Raw genomic sequence first — 15,120 nt, forward strand, 5'->3', positions numbered from 1 at the left:
TACGTTTACGTCAACCTACAAAAAAGACAACAGGGGTCGTTATGGATCAACCCAATCAGAGCTACAGCCGTGGCGCCCAGGACAAAGCCTTGCTGGCGCAGACCATTGGCCAGGCGTTCGATCAGACCGTTGCACAGTATCCCGATGGCGAAGCCTTGGTGGTGCGCCATCAACAGCGTCGGTACACCTGGCGGCAATTGGCCGAGACCGTGGATGTGCATGCGCGCGCGTTTCTGGCGCTGGGTATGCAGACCGGCGACCGTCTGGGTGTCTGGGCGCCCAATTGCGCCGAGTGGTGCATCAGCCAGATTGCCAGCGCCAAGCTCGGGGTGATCCTGGTGAATATCAATCCGGCGTATCGCAGCAGTGAATTGGACTACGTGCTCAAGCAGTCCGGCTGTCAGTGGCTGGTGTGCGCCGGGTCGTTCAAGTCCTCCGATTACCACGCGATGTTGCAGGAACTGCAACCCGATCTGCGCGGCATCATCAGCCTCGACCCCAACCCGCCAGAAGGCTTTATGCCCTGGTCGCAGCTATCGGCCCTGGGCGCAAGCGTCCCGCCTGAACAACTGCACAACCGCCAAGCCAGCCTGCATTTCGACCAGCCGGTGAATATCCAATACACCTCCGGCACCACCGGCTTTCCCAAAGGTGCCACCCTCAGCCATCACAACATCCTCAATAATGGCTACATGGTCGGCGAAAGCCTCGGCCTGACCGCCCAGGATCGCCTGGTGATCCCGGTGCCGCTGTACCACTGTTTCGGCATGGTCATGGGCAACCTGGGCTGCATCACCCATGGCACTACGATCATCTACCCCAATGACGGCTTCGATCCCCTGCTGACCCTCACCGCCGTCGCCGAAGAACGCGCCACCGGCCTGTACGGCGTGCCCACCATGTTCATCGCCATGCTCGATCACCCGCGTCTTGGCGAATTCGACCTGGCGAGCCTGCGCACCGGCATCATGGCCGGAGCCACATGCCCCATCGAAGTGATGCGCCGGGTAATCAGCCAGATGCACATGAGTGAAGTGCAGATTGCCTACGGCATGACCGAAACCAGCCCAGTGTCCTTGCAGACCGGCGCCGATGACGACTTGGAGCGCCGCGTGACCACCGTCGGTCGCACCCAGCCGCAACTGGAAAACAAGATCATCGACGCCGACGGCAACACCGTCGCGCGCGGAGAGATCGGCGAGTTGTGCACGCGTGGCTACAGCGTGATGCTCGGCTACTGGAACAACCCCGAGGCCACCCGCGAGGCCATCGACGACGCCGGTTGGATGCACACCGGCGACCTGGCGAGCATGGACGCCCAGGGCTACGTGTGCATCGCGGGGCGCAACAAAGACATGATCATTCGCGGCGGTGAGAACGTATACCCGCGTGAAGTGGAAGAATTTTTCTTCACCCACCCGGCAGTGGCGGATGTGCAGGTGATCGGCATTCCGGATGAGCGCTACGGTGAAGCCATCGTGGCCTGGATCAAGTTCCATCCAGGCCATGTGGCCAATGAGCTTGAACTGCAAACTTGGTGCAAGGGCCGCATTGCGCACTTCAAGACGCCCAAGCACTTCAAGTTCGTCGAGGCGTTTCCGATGACGGTAACGGGCAAGATCCAGAAATTCCGCATGCGCGAGATTTCGATTGAGGAGCTCCAGTCGCGCTGACAACGCCAACCCATGTGGGAGCTGGCTTGCCTGCGATGGCGGCGTATCAGGCACAGATGAACTGGCTGACAGACCGCTATCGCAGGCAAGCCAGCTCCCACATTGAATGGCAGAGTGTCAGATGAATGATCAAAATCCAGAAAGCACAAAGGGGACCCGAGGGTCCCCTTTAATGTGTCGTTGCGTGCTCTTTTTTTATTATTGAGGGGCGGTCTATTGTTGTTTTTGGCAACCGTTACCCTTTACCGCTGTTTTGGCGACCCCCATCCGGGGTCAAGAGCAAACGTATTTTTTTGAGCGCTGACTTGCTTCTTCGTTAACGGTCCAACCAGTGGGTAGCTACCTGAGGTAGTTTTATTTTTCTCTAACCGGTTGCGGGTTTCGGCACGCCGTACCCTGCGAAGCACATCTTCTCCAAAAAAATCTGTTAGCTGCGTCTCTGCCGTGTTGTTTTTGTTATGTCAGAGTCGTTTCGTCTTATTTTTATTAGGCTTGGTGCTTTTTATTCTTGTTATGCCATAGAGATAGCAGGAGCCGTGCCAACTTTTTAAATCCCTTTAAAATCAGTAGGTTAAATTTTTACCGAAGATCGAACCCAATCCAATAACCCAAAACCTGTTCCCGTGTTACTCGATATGTAGGCGAGCGGTAACACTTTGTCACGGCTACGCTACTCAACGGGCGTTACGTGCCCTGGCCACGCGCGACCCGGTCGGTCGGCCCAGCACCTTGCTGATCTGCTGGCCCGCACCGATCAATGCCTGCAGGTCGATACCGGTCTCGATGCCCAGGCCATCAAGCAGGTACACCACGTCTTCGGTGGCGACGTTACCGCTGGCGCCCTTGGCGTAGGGGCAGCCGCCGAGTCCCGCGATAGAGCTGTCGTACACGCTGATGCCTTCCAGCAGGCTGGCGTAGATATTCGCGATGGCCTGGCCATAGGTGTCATGGAAGTGCCCGGCCAGCTTGTCCCGCGGCACCTGCGCGCCGACCACCTCGAACAGCCGCCGCGTGGCCCCAGCCGTGCCGGTGCCGATCGTGTCGCCGAGGGACACTTCGTAGCAGCCCATGGCATACAGCTCCCGTGCGACCGCCGCCACTTGCTCCGGTGCGATCTCGCCCTCATACGGGCAACCCAGCACGCACGACACATAGCCACGCACGCTGATCCCGTGCTGCCTGGCCGCGGCCATGATCGGCGCGAAACGCGCCAGGCTTTCGCTGATCGAGCAGTTGATATTGCGCTGGGAAAACGCCTCGGACGCTGCCGCGAACACCGCCACTTCCTTCACCCCGGCCGCCAGCGCGTCTTCAAAACCGCGCAGGTTCGGCGCCAGGGCACCGTAGGTCACGCCGGGCTTGCGCTGGATCTGCGCAAAGACGTCGGCGGAACCGGCCATCTGCGGCACCCATTTGGGCGATACGAAACTGCCGACTTCGATATAGCCCAGGCCCGCCGCGCTGAGGGCGTTCACCAGTCGGACCTTGTCCGCCACGCTGATGGGTTGAGCTTCGTTCTGCAGGCCGTCGCGCGGGCCGACTTCCACCAGGCGTACGTGTGAGGGGAGGGACATGGCAATCACCTTCTGATCAATGGCCGGCCTGGCTCATGGTAGTGGCCAGGGCCTGGGTGCAGCGCTCTTCGGCGGTGTCCAGCTCCAGCTTCATCTGTTCGATGTCCAGCAGTTGCTGTTCCAACTGCTCGCGGCGCTCGGCGATCTTGGCCAGCATGCTGTTGAGCTGGACGTGGTTGCCGCTGCTGGGGTCGTAGAGTTCGATCAACTCGCGGCACTCGGCCAGGGAAAAACCGATGCGCTTGCCGCGCAGGATCAGCTTGAGGCTGACCTTGTCGCGCGCCGAGTAGATGCGCTCCTGGCCCCGGCGTTCCGGCGCCAGCAGGCCCTGTTCTTCGTAGAAACGAATAGCGCGGGTGGTGATGTCGAGCTCGCGGGCGAGGTCGGAGATGCTGTAGGTCGTGCTCATTGGGGCGCTCAACGGATGGCTTGGCGCTAGGCTAGTGGCTGGTTTACGTTAACGTCAAGAGCCACTGTAGTGAGCGGGCTTGCCCCGCGCTGGGTGGCGAAGCCGCCCCAAACCAGGCGACCGAGTTTTATCTGCAACTGGGCGTTGTCCTTATTGGGGCGGCTTCGCCACCCAGCGCGGGGCAAGCCCGCTCACTACAGACAGCCTTTTGCGCAAGAGAAGGTTCAGGCCTGTTTGCCATCCAGCTTCTTTTCGTGGGCGGTTACCTGCTGGCACAACTCAATCATCTGCTCGCGCATCCAGCGGTTAGCCGGGTCCTGGTCGGTGCTTTCGTGCCAGTACAGGTGGGTTTCCACCGCTGGCACGTCGTTGACCGGCAGGTTGAACCAGTGCAGTTCATGACGGCGAGCGAAGCGCTCGGGCACGGTCATGACCATGTCGGTCTGCTGCAACACCTGGGATGCCATCAAGTAATGCTGGGAGCGCAGGGCGATCTTGCGTTGGATGCCCATCTTGCCCAAGGCCAGGTCGACGTGGCCCAGGCCGTTGCGGCGGCTGGAAATATGAATGTGGGTCAGCGACAGGTAGTCGTCCAGGGTCAGCTTGTCTTTACCGGCCATGGGATGGCCCTTGCGCATGGCGCACACATAGCGGTCTTCCATCAGCTTGACGTGGCGTACCTGCGGGTCGGTATTGAGCGGCGCGTCCACGGCAAAGTCCAGGCGCCCGGCGGCCAGCTCCTTGGTGGTCTCACGGCGTTTGGACAGAAAGCTCTCGATCACCACGGTGGGCGCCAGGCGGCGCAGGCGCTGGAACAGCAGCGGCAGGATCACCGCCTCGGTGAGGTCGGTCATGCTGATGCGGTAGGTCTTGGCCGCCTGTTGCGGGTTGAAGATGCGGCTTTCCTGCACCGACACCCGCAGCAACGACAACGCATTGCGCACCGGGCCGATGATGTTCTGCGCCATCGGCGTGGGCACCATGCCTTGGGCGGTACGCACGAACAGCGGGTCGTTGAAGGTTTCCCGCAGGCGCGCCAGAGCGTTGGACACCGCCGGCTGGGTGATGCCGACAATCTGCCCGGCGCGGGTCAGGTTGGCTTCGGTGTAGATCGCGTCAAAGACGATAAACAGGTTGAGGTCGACCTTGCTCAGATTCATTTCGTTGCGCTCTTATTGTTAGGTGGTCATACGTCGATCATATATCGGTGATGAATGTTAATACACGCCGAGAATAGGCTAGGTAAATTATCAACGCTGTTCTAGCATCGATTGCATGACCTAAACAACCTCTCAGAGAAGGGAGCTGCTCATGGATTTCGCCTATTCGCCCAAGGTTCAAGAACTGCGTGAACGCGTCACTGCGTTCATGGACGCTTACGTTTACCCGGCCGAGCCGGTGTTCGAACGCCAGGTCAGCGAAGGCGACCGCTGGCAGCCCACCGCAATCATGGAAGAACTCAAGGCCAAGGCCAAAGCCGAAGGCCTGTGGAACCTGTTTCTGCCCGAATCCGAACTGGGCGCAGGCCTGACCAACCTTGAATACGCGCCGCTGGCCGAAATCATGGGCCGTTCGCTGTTGGGCCCGGAGCCCTTCAACTGCTCCGCCCCCGACACCGGCAACATGGAAGTGCTGGTGCGCTACGCCAATGAAGAGCAGAAACAGCGCTGGCTTGAACCCTTGCTGCGCGGCGAAATCCGCTCGGCCTTTGCCATGACCGAACCCGACGTGGCCTCGTCCGACGCCACCAACATGGCCGCCCGTGCCGAGCGCCAGGGTGACGAGTGGGTGATCAACGGCAAGAAGTGGTGGACCTCCGGCGCCTGCGACCCGCGCTGCAAGATCCTGATCTTCATGGGTCTGAGCAACCCGGACGCGCCGCGCCATCAGCAGCACTCGATGATTCTCGTCCCGGTGGATACGCCCGGTGTGAAAATCCTGCGCCCACTGCCGGTGTTCGGCTACGACGATGCGCCCCACGGTCATGCCGAAGTGCTGTTCGACAACGTGCGCGTGCCCTATGAGAACGTGTTGCTCGGTGAAGGCCGCGGTTTTGAGATCGCCCAGGGTCGCCTCGGCCCGGGACGGATCCACCACTGCATGCGCTCCGTCGGCATGGCCGAACGCGCCCTGGAATTGATGTGCAAACGCTCGGTCAGCCGTAGCGCCTTCGGCCAGCCGCTGGCGCGGTTGGGCGGCAATATCGACAAGATCGCCGACTCACGCATGGAGATCGACATGGCACGCCTGCTGACCCTGAAAGCGGCGTACATGATGGACACCGTGGGCAATAAGGTGGCGAAAAGCGAAATCGCCCAGATCAAGGTTGTTGCGCCGAATGTGGCCTTGAAGGTGATCGACCGCGCGATCCAGATCCATGGCGGCGCCGGTGTTTCCAACGACTTTCCGCTGGCCTATATGTACGCCATGCAGCGCACCCTGCGCCTGGCTGATGGGCCGGATGAAGTGCACCGCGCGGCGATTGGCAAATTCGAGATCGGCAAGTACGTGCCCAAAGAGCTGATGCGCGGCGGGCAATAACACCGAGTCGCCTGCATCGCGGGCAAGCCCGGCTCCCACAGTAGAACTCGTCCAACTGTGGGAGCCGGGCTTGCCCGCGATGAGGCCAGTATTCACAGCACAAATTCCAAGGCTCAATACACCCAAACCTCCACCCGCCGATTCTTGATCCTGCCTTCATCCGCCGTATTCGCCGCCACCGGCATCTGCGCGCCAAACCCACGAATGTCCCTGAGCACCACGCCACTCTTGACCAGCTCGCGGCGCACCGCCATTGCGCGCAATTTCGACAGCAACGCCGCGCGCTGCGGGTCGTTCTTCACGTCACCAAAGCCCACCAGCGTGACTTGCTTGCGAAGCTTGCCGTGGCGCTTTATATAAGCCACCACCCGTTGCAGATCCTGGCGCGCCTTGTTGTCGAGGCTTGCGCTGCCTTCCTCAAACCGGAAATTCACCGTCAAACGCTGAGCGTCACGCGCAATGGCTTGATAGTCCTCGGGCATCGACGGGCGCGGCTCAACGTCCATCGCCTGCACCTGCTGTGCGATAAACCCGTTGGCCGCCACGATCGCCTGGCCCTTGCTGCTCTGGGTAAAGTCCACCAGTGCCTTGGCCCACGGATTGCGCCCCGACGGCGGCAAATAAAAGAACAAGCGCCGGGACAGCGGGTAGTCCTCGGTGGCAATCAGGCTGTTCAGCGGCAACATGGCTTGCGAGTCGCCATCCACGATCGCCACGGCCTTGGCCTGTCGCACATAGGGCAGGCCGATAAAACCAATGCCCTGGGGATCCTGGCTCACCGCATCCGACAATTGCTCGCTGGACTCGAAACGCTTGGCCGACGCCGCGAGGGGCTTGCCGCGCAGGCGCAGCACCAGTTCCTTGAACGTATCGTAGGTGCCGGACTGGTCATCGCGCGCATACAAATGGATAGGCCCGCCGATACCGCCCAACGCCTCCCAGGTGCGGATATCGCCATTGAAGATCTGCGCCAGTTGCTCAGTGTTCAGCGTATTCAGCGGGTTTTGCGGGTTGAGGATGATGGCCAGGCCGTCGATGGCGATCACCTGTTCGGCGTCGGGGCTTTTCAGGTCGCCCAGCGGTTCAAGGTCGACCAGTTCGCTGTCCTTGATCGGGCGCGACGAGGCGGCGAGATCGGCAGTGGATTTTTTTACTGCGCTGAACCCGGTGCTCGAACCGTGGGCTGCGATTTCGACCGTGACTGTTTTGCCTTGGCGGGTCTTGCCGACCACGCGTTGCTCATTGGCACCGTCGCCAGGCTCGCCATGCACCGCCTGCAAGCCCTGCTGCTCCATCATGCCCTTGACCAACGCAGGCCCCAGCGCCGCGCCAATGGTGTTGGAGCCCTGGATGCGCAAGGCGGGGCCTTGTTCAGGAACGGGCAGGGGAGCGGAAATAGCGCAGAGGGGGAAAACGGTCAGCAGGAACAGAACGCGCAGCCTCATGCCGGCACCTCAGGCCAAAGGGAGTGCCGCGAGAATAAGTCAGGCAGGTTGCATAAATATGACTGATACGCCAGGGATCAAGCTGTGGGAGCTGGCTTGCCTGCGATTGCGGTGGGCCAGTGAGAAATAAGTAGCTGACACACCGCTATCGCAGGCAAGCCAGCTCCCACATTTAGATCTTCATCAGCCTTTGGATCAGCTCAGTTCAAGCCAGATCGGCGCATGATCCGACGGTTTCTCCAGCCCGCGCAGCTCGTAATCCACCCCTGCATCCTTGACCCGCCCCAGCAAACCATTGGACGCCAGGATCACGTCAATTCGCAGCCCGCGCTTGGGTTCATCTTCAAAGCCACGGCTGCGGTAGTCGAACCAGCTGAATCGGTCGACCACGTCCGGGTTCAGGTGGCGGAAACTGTCCACCAGGCCCCAGTTTTTCAAGCGGGCCATCCACTCGCGCTCTTCCGGCAGGAAGCTGCACTTGCCGGTCTTGAGCCAGCGCTTGGCGTTGTCGGCACCGATGCCGATGTCGCAATCTTCCGGGGAAATATTCACGTCACCCATCACTACCAGCGCCTGGTCATTGCTGAACTGGCTTTCGAGCAGCTGCTGCAGGTCTTCATAGAAGCGCTGCTTGGCCGGGAACTTGGTCGGGTGGTCGCGGCTTTCGCCCTGGGGGAAATAGCCGTTCATGATCGTGACCGGCTGGCCGTGTTCATCGGCGAAAGTGCCCCAGATAAACCGGCGCTGGGCGTCTTCTTCGTCACTGGCAAAGCCTTTGTGCAGGCTCAGCGCCGGCAGGCGCGAAAGCAGGGCCACGCCGTAGTGACCTTTCTGGCCGTGGTAGTACACGTGATAGCCCAGGGCTTGTACTTCGGCCAACGGGAACTGGTCGTCGTGCACCTTGGTTTCCTGCAGGCCGATCACATCCGGTTGGTGCTTTTCGATCAGCGCCGCCAGTTGATGAGGGCGGGCGCGCAGCCCGTTGATATTGAAGGAGACGATTTTCATGGTCGCAGGTGAAGTCCTGGCAAAAGGGCGATGCTAGCGGACAAGTCGGACGGGGGCCAGCGTGGCGGTATGGCCGTTGCGCTGCTAATGTCTGGGAACGACTCGTGCCGCTTGGGTTCGTACCCATGAGCACGCCGCCCTTCGAGCGGTGCCCAGGGAGATTCATTGTATGTCCGACACGCTGACCGCCACTGCCGAAATTCGCCTGCTCAACAGCGGCTATTCCCGCGAGGCCCGCTCCCTGCTGTATCAAGCCTATCGTCACGAACCGACCTTTGCCTACATCTTCGAAGCCGAGCGTGCGGGCTACGAGCAACGGGTACGTGCCACCGTGCGTGAGTTGGTCAAGCAGCATTTCTTTCAGAAACTGCCCGCAATCGGCCTGTTCGTCAACGACCGCCTGATCGGCATCGCCCTGATCGCACCACCGCAGCGACGCCTGGGGATCACCGAGAGCTGGGCCTGGCAAATTCGCATGTGGCTGAGCACCGGCGTGCGCGGCACGCGGCGTTACCTCGACTACCATCACGCGGTATTGGCCTGCCTGCCCAGCGAGTCGGTGCATGTGCTGCCCTTGTTGGGCATTCACCCGCAGTTCCAGGGCAAACACTACGGCGAGCAGTTATTGGAGGCGGTACACAATTGGTGCGCCGAAGACCCGCATTCATCCGGCGTGGTGCTGGATACGGGCAATTCACGCTACCTGGATTTCTATAAGCGTCAGGGCTACGAGGAAATTGGTGAGGTCGCCGTAGGTCCTATCCTGGAACACGTGTTTTTCCATCCCAACCCCCAGGCGGTACAGGCGGCTAAGGCTTAACTCAGAATTTTTCAGAAATGTCTGAGTTCTAAAACTCTCTCCAGCTCGTGTAGCATCCGCGCCTATGAAGTTTCCAGGAAGATTTACCAGCGGCTTGATTCTGCTGTTCACAAGCTGCGGTGCCTTGGCGCAAAGCGAGTTGGACGTGCGAATCACGCCTTCGAACGACGCGTTGAAAGCCAACATAGAGGGCTACATCGGCGGGGTCGGCGATCGTGATGAAGAGGCCTTGCTGCGGTTCAGCCGAGGCGCCGAGGAGCAGGCGCGCAAAGCCGCCCAGGCCTTGGGCTTCTATCAACCCCAGATCAACAGTGAGGTGAAGGGCGGCAAAATCCCGCGCCTTGTCCTCACCATCGACCCCGGCGAGCCGGTGCATTTGCGTAACGTGACCATCCGGGTCGACGGCCAGGCCGCGGGCCTCAAGGTCTTTCGCGTGCCCGTCAGCGACGACCTCAAGTCCGGCGCGGTGCTCAACCACGGCCATTACGAAGACGCCAAGCGCCTGATCCAGAACCAGGCCTCGCGCTACGGTTTTTTCAGCGGGCGCTTTACCCGGCAGACACTTTCGGTAGACCCGCAGGCTGGCGTCGCCGATATCGAACTGGTCTACGACAGTGGCCCGCGCTACACCCTCGGAAAAGTCAGCTTTGCCGGCGATACACCGTTCGACGACGACCTGCTGCAACGCATGGTGCCTTTCAAAAGTGGTACGCCCTACGATTCCGAACTGATTGCCGAACTCAACCAGAACCTGCAAGCCAGCGGCTTCTTCGAAGGCGTGCGCGTGGACGCCGCGCCCGCGGCTTCGACCGACGACATCATCCCCGTGGCCGTGCGCCTGGAAACCCGCAAGCCGCGCACCATGGGCCTGGGTCTCGGGTTCTCCACCGACGTCGGCCCACGCGGCCGGGCCAACTGGACCCGCCACTGGGTCAACCCCCAAGGGCACAGCTATGGTTGGGAGGCCGAACTGTCGGCGCCGCGCCAGAACGTCGGCCTGTGGTACGACATTCCGCTGGACCCACCGCTGACCGACAAGCTGCGCTTTGCCGGCGGTTACCAGAATGAAGAGATCGCCAATACCGACACCCTGAGTAAGTTGCTCACCTTTGGCCCCGAATGGCACAGCAAGTTGCCCAGCGGCTGGACCCGGGTGATCTCGCTCAAATACCAGCGCGAAGAATATCGCCTGGGCGACGACTCGGGGCTGAGCAACCTGGTGATGCCGGGTATCAGCTATTCGTACCTGCGCAGCGACAACCGCATCGATCCGCACAATGGCTATCGCCTGGCGTTCGATGCCAAGGTCGCCAAGGAAGGACTGGGCTCCGACACCAACCTGCTTTACGGTACCGCCATGGTCAAAGGCCTGACCACCCTGTGGGACAACCACCGCTTCCTGGCGCGCGCGCAGGTGGGCGGCAGCGCAACCAACGGCTACACGTCGGTGCCGCCGTCGCTGCGTTTCTTTGCCGGTGGCGACCAGAGTGTGCGTGGCTACGAGTACCAGACCCTGTCGCCAGAGAACGACCGCGGCGATCGCATCGGCGGGCGCTACATGGTGGCCCTGAGCGCCGAGTATCAATATTCCATCGCCGAAAAATGGCGGATCGCAACCTTCATCGACCAGGGCAACTCGTTCAATACCCTGGAAATGCCGAGCCTCAAGACCGGCGTCGGCGTCGGCATCCGTTGGGTGTCGCCGGTGGGGCCGATCCGCCTTGACTTGGCCCATGCCCTCGAGGATCCGGGCGGCGTTCGGTTGCACTTTTCCATGGGGCCTGAGCTGTGATGCGTGGAGTGAAAATAGCCGGGCTGGCCGTGGTGGCCATCCTTGCCGTGCTGCTACTGGCGCTGTGGACGGTGCTGGGCACCCAGGCGGGCAGCCGCTGGGCGCTGGGCCGCGTACCGGGTTTGCATGTAGAGAATTTCCAGGGGCATCTGGGCGGCCAGTGGAGCGCCGACCATCTGTTGTGGCAGCAGGACAGTAGCCGCGTCGAACTCACGGCGCCCCTGTTTGACTGGTCGCCGGCATGTCTGCTGCGCCTGACCTTGTGCATCGACCGCTTGGATGTGGAACAGGTCAGCCTGCAGTTTCCAGCGGGCACCGAGGACAGCAGCGGGCCGATCCAGTTACCCGATCTGGACTTGCCGCTGGCCGTCGAATTGGGCGATGTTCGCGTCGGTAGGCTGCTGTTCAACGGCGTCGAAGAACTCAAGGGCCTGCAACTGGCCGCGCATTGGACCGCTGCCGGGCTGCAGCTCGATTCGGTGCACCTGCAACGCGATGACCTGGTGCTGGACCTGGCCGGTCTGCTGCAACCCAGTGGCGACTGGCCGTTGACCGCCAGCGGTAACCTGAGCCTGCCCTACGCGCCGGGCGGCGCAGCGTGGAACGTTGCGATCAAGCTTGATGGCGACCTGCTCAAGACCCTCAAACTCGACGCCGACAGCACGGGCTATCTGCCGGCCAAGCTCACCGGTGAACTGCAACCCCTGGCGGAAAACCTCCCGGCTCAATTGCACATCACCGCGGACGGCTTCAAGCCCAGCGCCGACTTGCCGGATACCTTGCAGCTCAATCAACTCGACCTCAGTGCCAAGGGTGATTTGAAAAACGGTTACCAACTGCTCGGCAAGGCCGTGCTCCCGGCGGAAAAAGGCCCGGTGCAGATGCTTCTGCAGGGCAAGGTTGACGCCAAGGGCGCGCAGATCGCCGGGCTGGACTTGAACGCCGGTGACAAGCAAAGCCTGAAACTCACGGCGCAGTTGGACTGGCAACAAGGCTTCAGCGCCGACGCCAAGGTCGATTGGCAAGACTTTCCCTGGCATCGTCTCTATCCGCTGCTCGATGAACCACAAGTCGTGCTCCGTACGTTCAATGCTGAGGTCTCCTACAAAGACGGCAACTACCTGGGCAATCTCAAGGCCGATCTCGACGGCCCCGCCGGAACATTCAATGTGGTCACACCGTTCAGTGGCGACCTCAAGCAACTCTTCCTGCCCGAACTGAAACTCAGCGCCGGCCAGGGCAAGGCCGAAGGCCACCTGAACCTGCAATTCGCCGATGGCATTGCCTGGGACACGGCCCTGGACCTGTCGGCACTGAACCCGGCGTACTGGGTGGCGGAGTTGCCCGGCACCCTGGCCGGGCCGTTGCGCAGCAAGGGCGCGTTCAAGAACGAGCAGCTCAAGCTCAATGCCGACCTCGACCTCAAGGGCAGCCTGCGTGGGCAGACCGCGGTGCTGGCGGCCAAGGCCGAAGGCGCGGGCGAGCAGTGGACTCTCGCCAACCTGGATGTTCGCCTCGGCGATAACCGCATCCATGGCAGCGGCAGCCTGCAGCAACGCCTGGCCGGGCAGATCGATATCAAATTGGCGCGCCTGGCCCAGCTGTGGCCGCAATTACGCGGGCAGGTCAACGGCCGTCTCGACGTGGCCGGCAGCCTCAAGGCGCCGCAAGGCAAACTCGCACTCAAGGGCCAGCAATTGGCATTTGCCGACAATCGCCTGCAGAGCCTCACCCTCGACGCCAGCCTCGATAACGCCCAGCGCGCCAGGCTCGACCTCAAGGGCAGCGGTATCCAATCCGGTGACACTCAGGTCGGCACCCTGACCGCCAGCGCCCAGGGCGATATCAAGCAGCAAAAGGTCCAGCTGGATTTGGCCGGCCCCTTGGTTAAGCTGGCGCTGGCGTTGGACGGTAACCTCGACCACGGCAACTGGCGTGGGCGCCTGGCCAGTGGCGATGTGCAAGCCGGTGGCCAGGCCTGGAAGCTGCAGGCACCGGCGAAGATCGAGCGCCTGGCCGATGGCAGGTTGACGTTTGCCGCGCACTGCTGGGTGTCCGGCCCCGCCAGCCTGTGCGGCGAGGACCAGCGGCTGATGCCCGAGCCGAAGCTGCGCTACCACCTCAAGCAATTTCCCATCGGCAGCCTGGCGGCGTTCATGCCCAAGGATTTTGCCTGGCAGGGCAAGCTCAACGCCGACCTGCAACTGGACCTGCCCGACAGCGGCCCCAAAGGCCTGGTCTCGGTGGATGCCAGCGGCGGCACCTTGCGCGTCAAGGACAAGCACCAGTGGCTGGACTTCCCCTACGACACCCTGAAGCTGGACACCACCCTCAACCCCAAGCGTATCGACACGCAGCTGAACTTCCATGGCGGCAAGCTCGGCGAGCTGCTGTTGCAGGCGCAGATCAACCCCTTGCCGAAAGACAAGCCGATCACGGGCAACTTCAGCCTGGTTGGCCTCGACCTCGCGGTGGCACGGCCATTTGTGCCGATGGTGGAAACCCTCAGCGGCAAGCTCAATGGCAGCGGCCGCCTCTCCGGTGGCTTGCTCGCGCCTCAGGTCAACGGCAACGTCAACCTGGTGGGCGCTGAGGTTTCCGGTCCGGAACTGCCCCTGAGCCTGGAAGACCTGAACGTGCAGGCGCTGATCGCCGGCGACAGCGTGCAGCTCAACGGCGGCTGGCGCAGTGGCAAGGCCGGGCAGGGCAGACTCAAGGGCCGGATCGACTGGGGCCAGGCCCTGGCGATGGACCTCAAGCTGCAAGGCGCGCAACTGCCGGTGACGGTCGAGCCTTACGCGGTGCTGGAAGTGGCGCCCGACCTGACCATCAGCCTGAAGAACGACAAGCTGGCGGTCGCCGGCAAGGTGCACATCCCACGTGGGGACATCACGGTGCGCGAACTGCCACCGTCGACCGTCAAGGTCTCGGACGACACCGTGATCGTCGGCAGCCAGACCGAAGAGGGCAAGCCCGCGATGGCGATGGCTATGGATATCGACGTGGTGGTTGGCGAAGACAGGCTCAACTTCTCAGGCTTCGGCCTCACCGCCAAGGTGCAGGGCCACGTGCATATCGGCGATAACCTCGACACCCGTGGCGAGCTATGGCTGAACGATGGTCGCTACCGCGCCTATGGCCAGAAACTCGATGTGCGACGGGCACGGCTGCTGTTCGCGGGGCCGCTGGACCAGCCATACCTGGACATCGAAGCGATCCGCAAGACCGACGATGTGGTCGCCGGCATCCGCCTGAGCGGCAGCGCCGAACAGCCCACCACGCAGATCTTCTCCGAACCGGCCATGAGCCAGGAGCAGGCGCTGTCCTACCTGGTGCTGGGGCGTCCGCTGAGCACCGGCGGCGAAGACAACAACATGCTCGCCCAGGCCGCGCTGGGGCTGGGGTTGATGGGCAGCGCCGGGGTCACGTCGGACCTGGCGAAGAACTTGGGCATCCAGGATTTCGAACTGGATACCCAGGGCAGCGGTAACAGCACAGCCGTGGTGGCCAGCGGCAAGATCACCGAGAAACTCAGCCTGCGTTACGGGGTAGGGGTGTTCGAGCCGGCCAGCACCATTGCCTTGCGCTATCTGTTGAGCAAGAAGGTGTATCTGGAGGTGGCGAGCGGCGTGGCCAGCTCCCTGGATATCTTCTACAAGCGCGATTTCTGATCCGTACTCGGTCAAAAATGTGGGTACCACATGACCCTCAAAACTGACAAATTTCTCTGTAGTGAGCGGGCTTGTCGAATCGTCGCACCGCCCGCGCTGGGTGGCGAAGCCGCCCCAAACCAGGCGACTCGGTTTTGTCTCTAAATCGGCGGCGACTGTATTAGGGCGGCTTCGCCACCCAGCGCGG

General features: G+C 61.8%; 10 protein-coding genes. 5 read left to right on the top strand and 5 right to left on the bottom strand.

Going from position 1 to position 15,120, the window contains the following annotated elements:
• Positions 1-41: 41 nt before the first annotated feature.
• Positions 42-1,673 (top strand): AMP-binding protein, encoded by a 1,632-nt coding sequence (locus KVG91_RS20430; RefSeq protein WP_169375838.1) that lies wholly within the window; start codon positions 42-44, stop codon positions 1,671-1,673.
• Positions 1,674-2,347: 674 nt separating this feature from the next.
• Here KVG91_RS20430 and KVG91_RS20435 read toward each other — a convergent pair.
• The 3 genes from KVG91_RS20435 to KVG91_RS20445 form a co-directional block, all read right to left on the bottom strand.
• Positions 2,348-3,247 (bottom strand): hydroxymethylglutaryl-CoA lyase, encoded by a 900-nt coding sequence (locus tag KVG91_RS20435; RefSeq protein WP_169375839.1) that lies wholly within the window; start codon positions 3,245-3,247, stop codon positions 2,348-2,350.
• 16 nt (positions 3,248-3,263) lie between these two features.
• Positions 3,264-3,656, bottom strand: coding sequence for a MerR family transcriptional regulator (locus KVG91_RS20440; RefSeq protein ID WP_076950860.1), 393 nt, complete (start codon positions 3,654-3,656; stop codon positions 3,264-3,266).
• A 224-nt stretch (positions 3,657-3,880) separates the two neighbouring features.
• A complete protein-coding gene (locus KVG91_RS20445) occupies positions 3,881-4,816 on the bottom strand; it encodes a LysR family transcriptional regulator (protein WP_169375840.1) in 936 nt (311 codons plus the stop codon).
• Between the two features lie 151 nt (positions 4,817-4,967).
• Between KVG91_RS20445 and KVG91_RS20450 the strand changes: the two genes are divergently transcribed.
• The gene (locus KVG91_RS20450) at positions 4,968-6,197 is read left to right on the top strand and encodes an acyl-CoA dehydrogenase (protein ID WP_169375841.1); all 1,230 of its coding nucleotides are present in this window, start codon (positions 4,968-4,970) and stop codon (positions 6,195-6,197) included.
• Positions 6,198-6,310: 113 nt separating this feature from the next.
• On the opposite strand, the gene KVG91_RS20455 is transcribed toward KVG91_RS20450, so the two are convergent.
• On the bottom strand, positions 6,311-7,642 hold the full coding sequence (locus KVG91_RS20455; protein ID WP_169375842.1) for a substrate-binding domain-containing protein: 1,332 nt from the start codon (positions 7,640-7,642) through the stop codon (positions 6,311-6,313).
• Between the two features lie 195 nt (positions 7,643-7,837).
• On the bottom strand, positions 7,838-8,650 hold the full coding sequence (gene xthA, locus KVG91_RS20460; RefSeq protein ID WP_169375843.1) for an exodeoxyribonuclease III: 813 nt from the start codon (positions 8,648-8,650) through the stop codon (positions 7,838-7,840).
• A gap of 169 nt (positions 8,651-8,819) precedes the next feature.
• Here xthA and KVG91_RS20465 point away from each other — a divergent pair, with 169 nt between their 5' ends.
• The 3 genes from KVG91_RS20465 to KVG91_RS20475 all read left to right on the top strand — a co-directional run bounded on the left by KVG91_RS20465 (position 8,820) and on the right by KVG91_RS20475 (position 14,933).
• Positions 8,820-9,470 (top strand): GNAT family N-acetyltransferase, encoded by a 651-nt coding sequence (locus tag KVG91_RS20465; RefSeq protein ID WP_169375844.1) that lies wholly within the window; start codon positions 8,820-8,822, stop codon positions 9,468-9,470.
• Positions 9,471-9,534: 64 nt separating this feature from the next.
• Entirely contained in the window at positions 9,535-11,262 is a 1,728-nt protein-coding gene (locus tag KVG91_RS20470) for an autotransporter assembly complex protein TamA (protein ID WP_169375845.1), read from the top strand.
• Complete coding sequence (locus KVG91_RS20475; RefSeq protein ID WP_169375846.1) at positions 11,262-14,933, top strand: translocation/assembly module TamB domain-containing protein; 3,672 nt, start codon at positions 11,262-11,264, stop codon at positions 14,931-14,933. The genes KVG91_RS20470 and KVG91_RS20475 overlap by 1 nt, the downstream gene beginning before the upstream one ends.
• Positions 14,934-15,120 lie beyond the last annotated feature (187 nt).

It is taken from the genome of Pseudomonas azadiae (genome assembly GCF_019145355.1).
GTDB lineage: Bacteria > Pseudomonadota > Gammaproteobacteria > Pseudomonadales > Pseudomonadaceae > Aquipseudomonas > Aquipseudomonas azadiae.

Coding starts and splice junctions, on each gene's coding strand:
- KVG91_RS20430 (WP_169375838.1), top strand. CDS start 42: ATGGATCAACCCAATCAGAGCTACAGCCGTGGCGCCCAGGACAAAGCC.
- KVG91_RS20435 (WP_169375839.1), bottom strand. CDS start 3,247: ATGTCCCTCCCCTCACACGTACGCCTGGTGGAAGTCGGCCCGCGCGAC.
- KVG91_RS20440 (WP_076950860.1), bottom strand. CDS start 3,656: ATGAGCACGACCTACAGCATCTCCGACCTCGCCCGCGAGCTCGACATC.
- KVG91_RS20445 (WP_169375840.1), bottom strand. CDS start 4,816: ATGAATCTGAGCAAGGTCGACCTCAACCTGTTTATCGTCTTTGACGCG.
- KVG91_RS20450 (WP_169375841.1), top strand. CDS start 4,968: ATGGATTTCGCCTATTCGCCCAAGGTTCAAGAACTGCGTGAACGCGTC.
- KVG91_RS20455 (WP_169375842.1), bottom strand. CDS start 7,642: ATGAGGCTGCGCGTTCTGTTCCTGCTGACCGTTTTCCCCCTCTGCGCT.
- xthA (WP_169375843.1), bottom strand. CDS start 8,650: ATGAAAATCGTCTCCTTCAATATCAACGGGCTGCGCGCCCGCCCTCAT.
- KVG91_RS20465 (WP_169375844.1), top strand. CDS start 8,820: ATGTCCGACACGCTGACCGCCACTGCCGAAATTCGCCTGCTCAACAGC.
- KVG91_RS20470 (WP_169375845.1), top strand. CDS start 9,535: ATGAAGTTTCCAGGAAGATTTACCAGCGGCTTGATTCTGCTGTTCACA.
- KVG91_RS20475 (WP_169375846.1), top strand. CDS start 11,262: ATGCGTGGAGTGAAAATAGCCGGGCTGGCCGTGGTGGCCATCCTTGCC.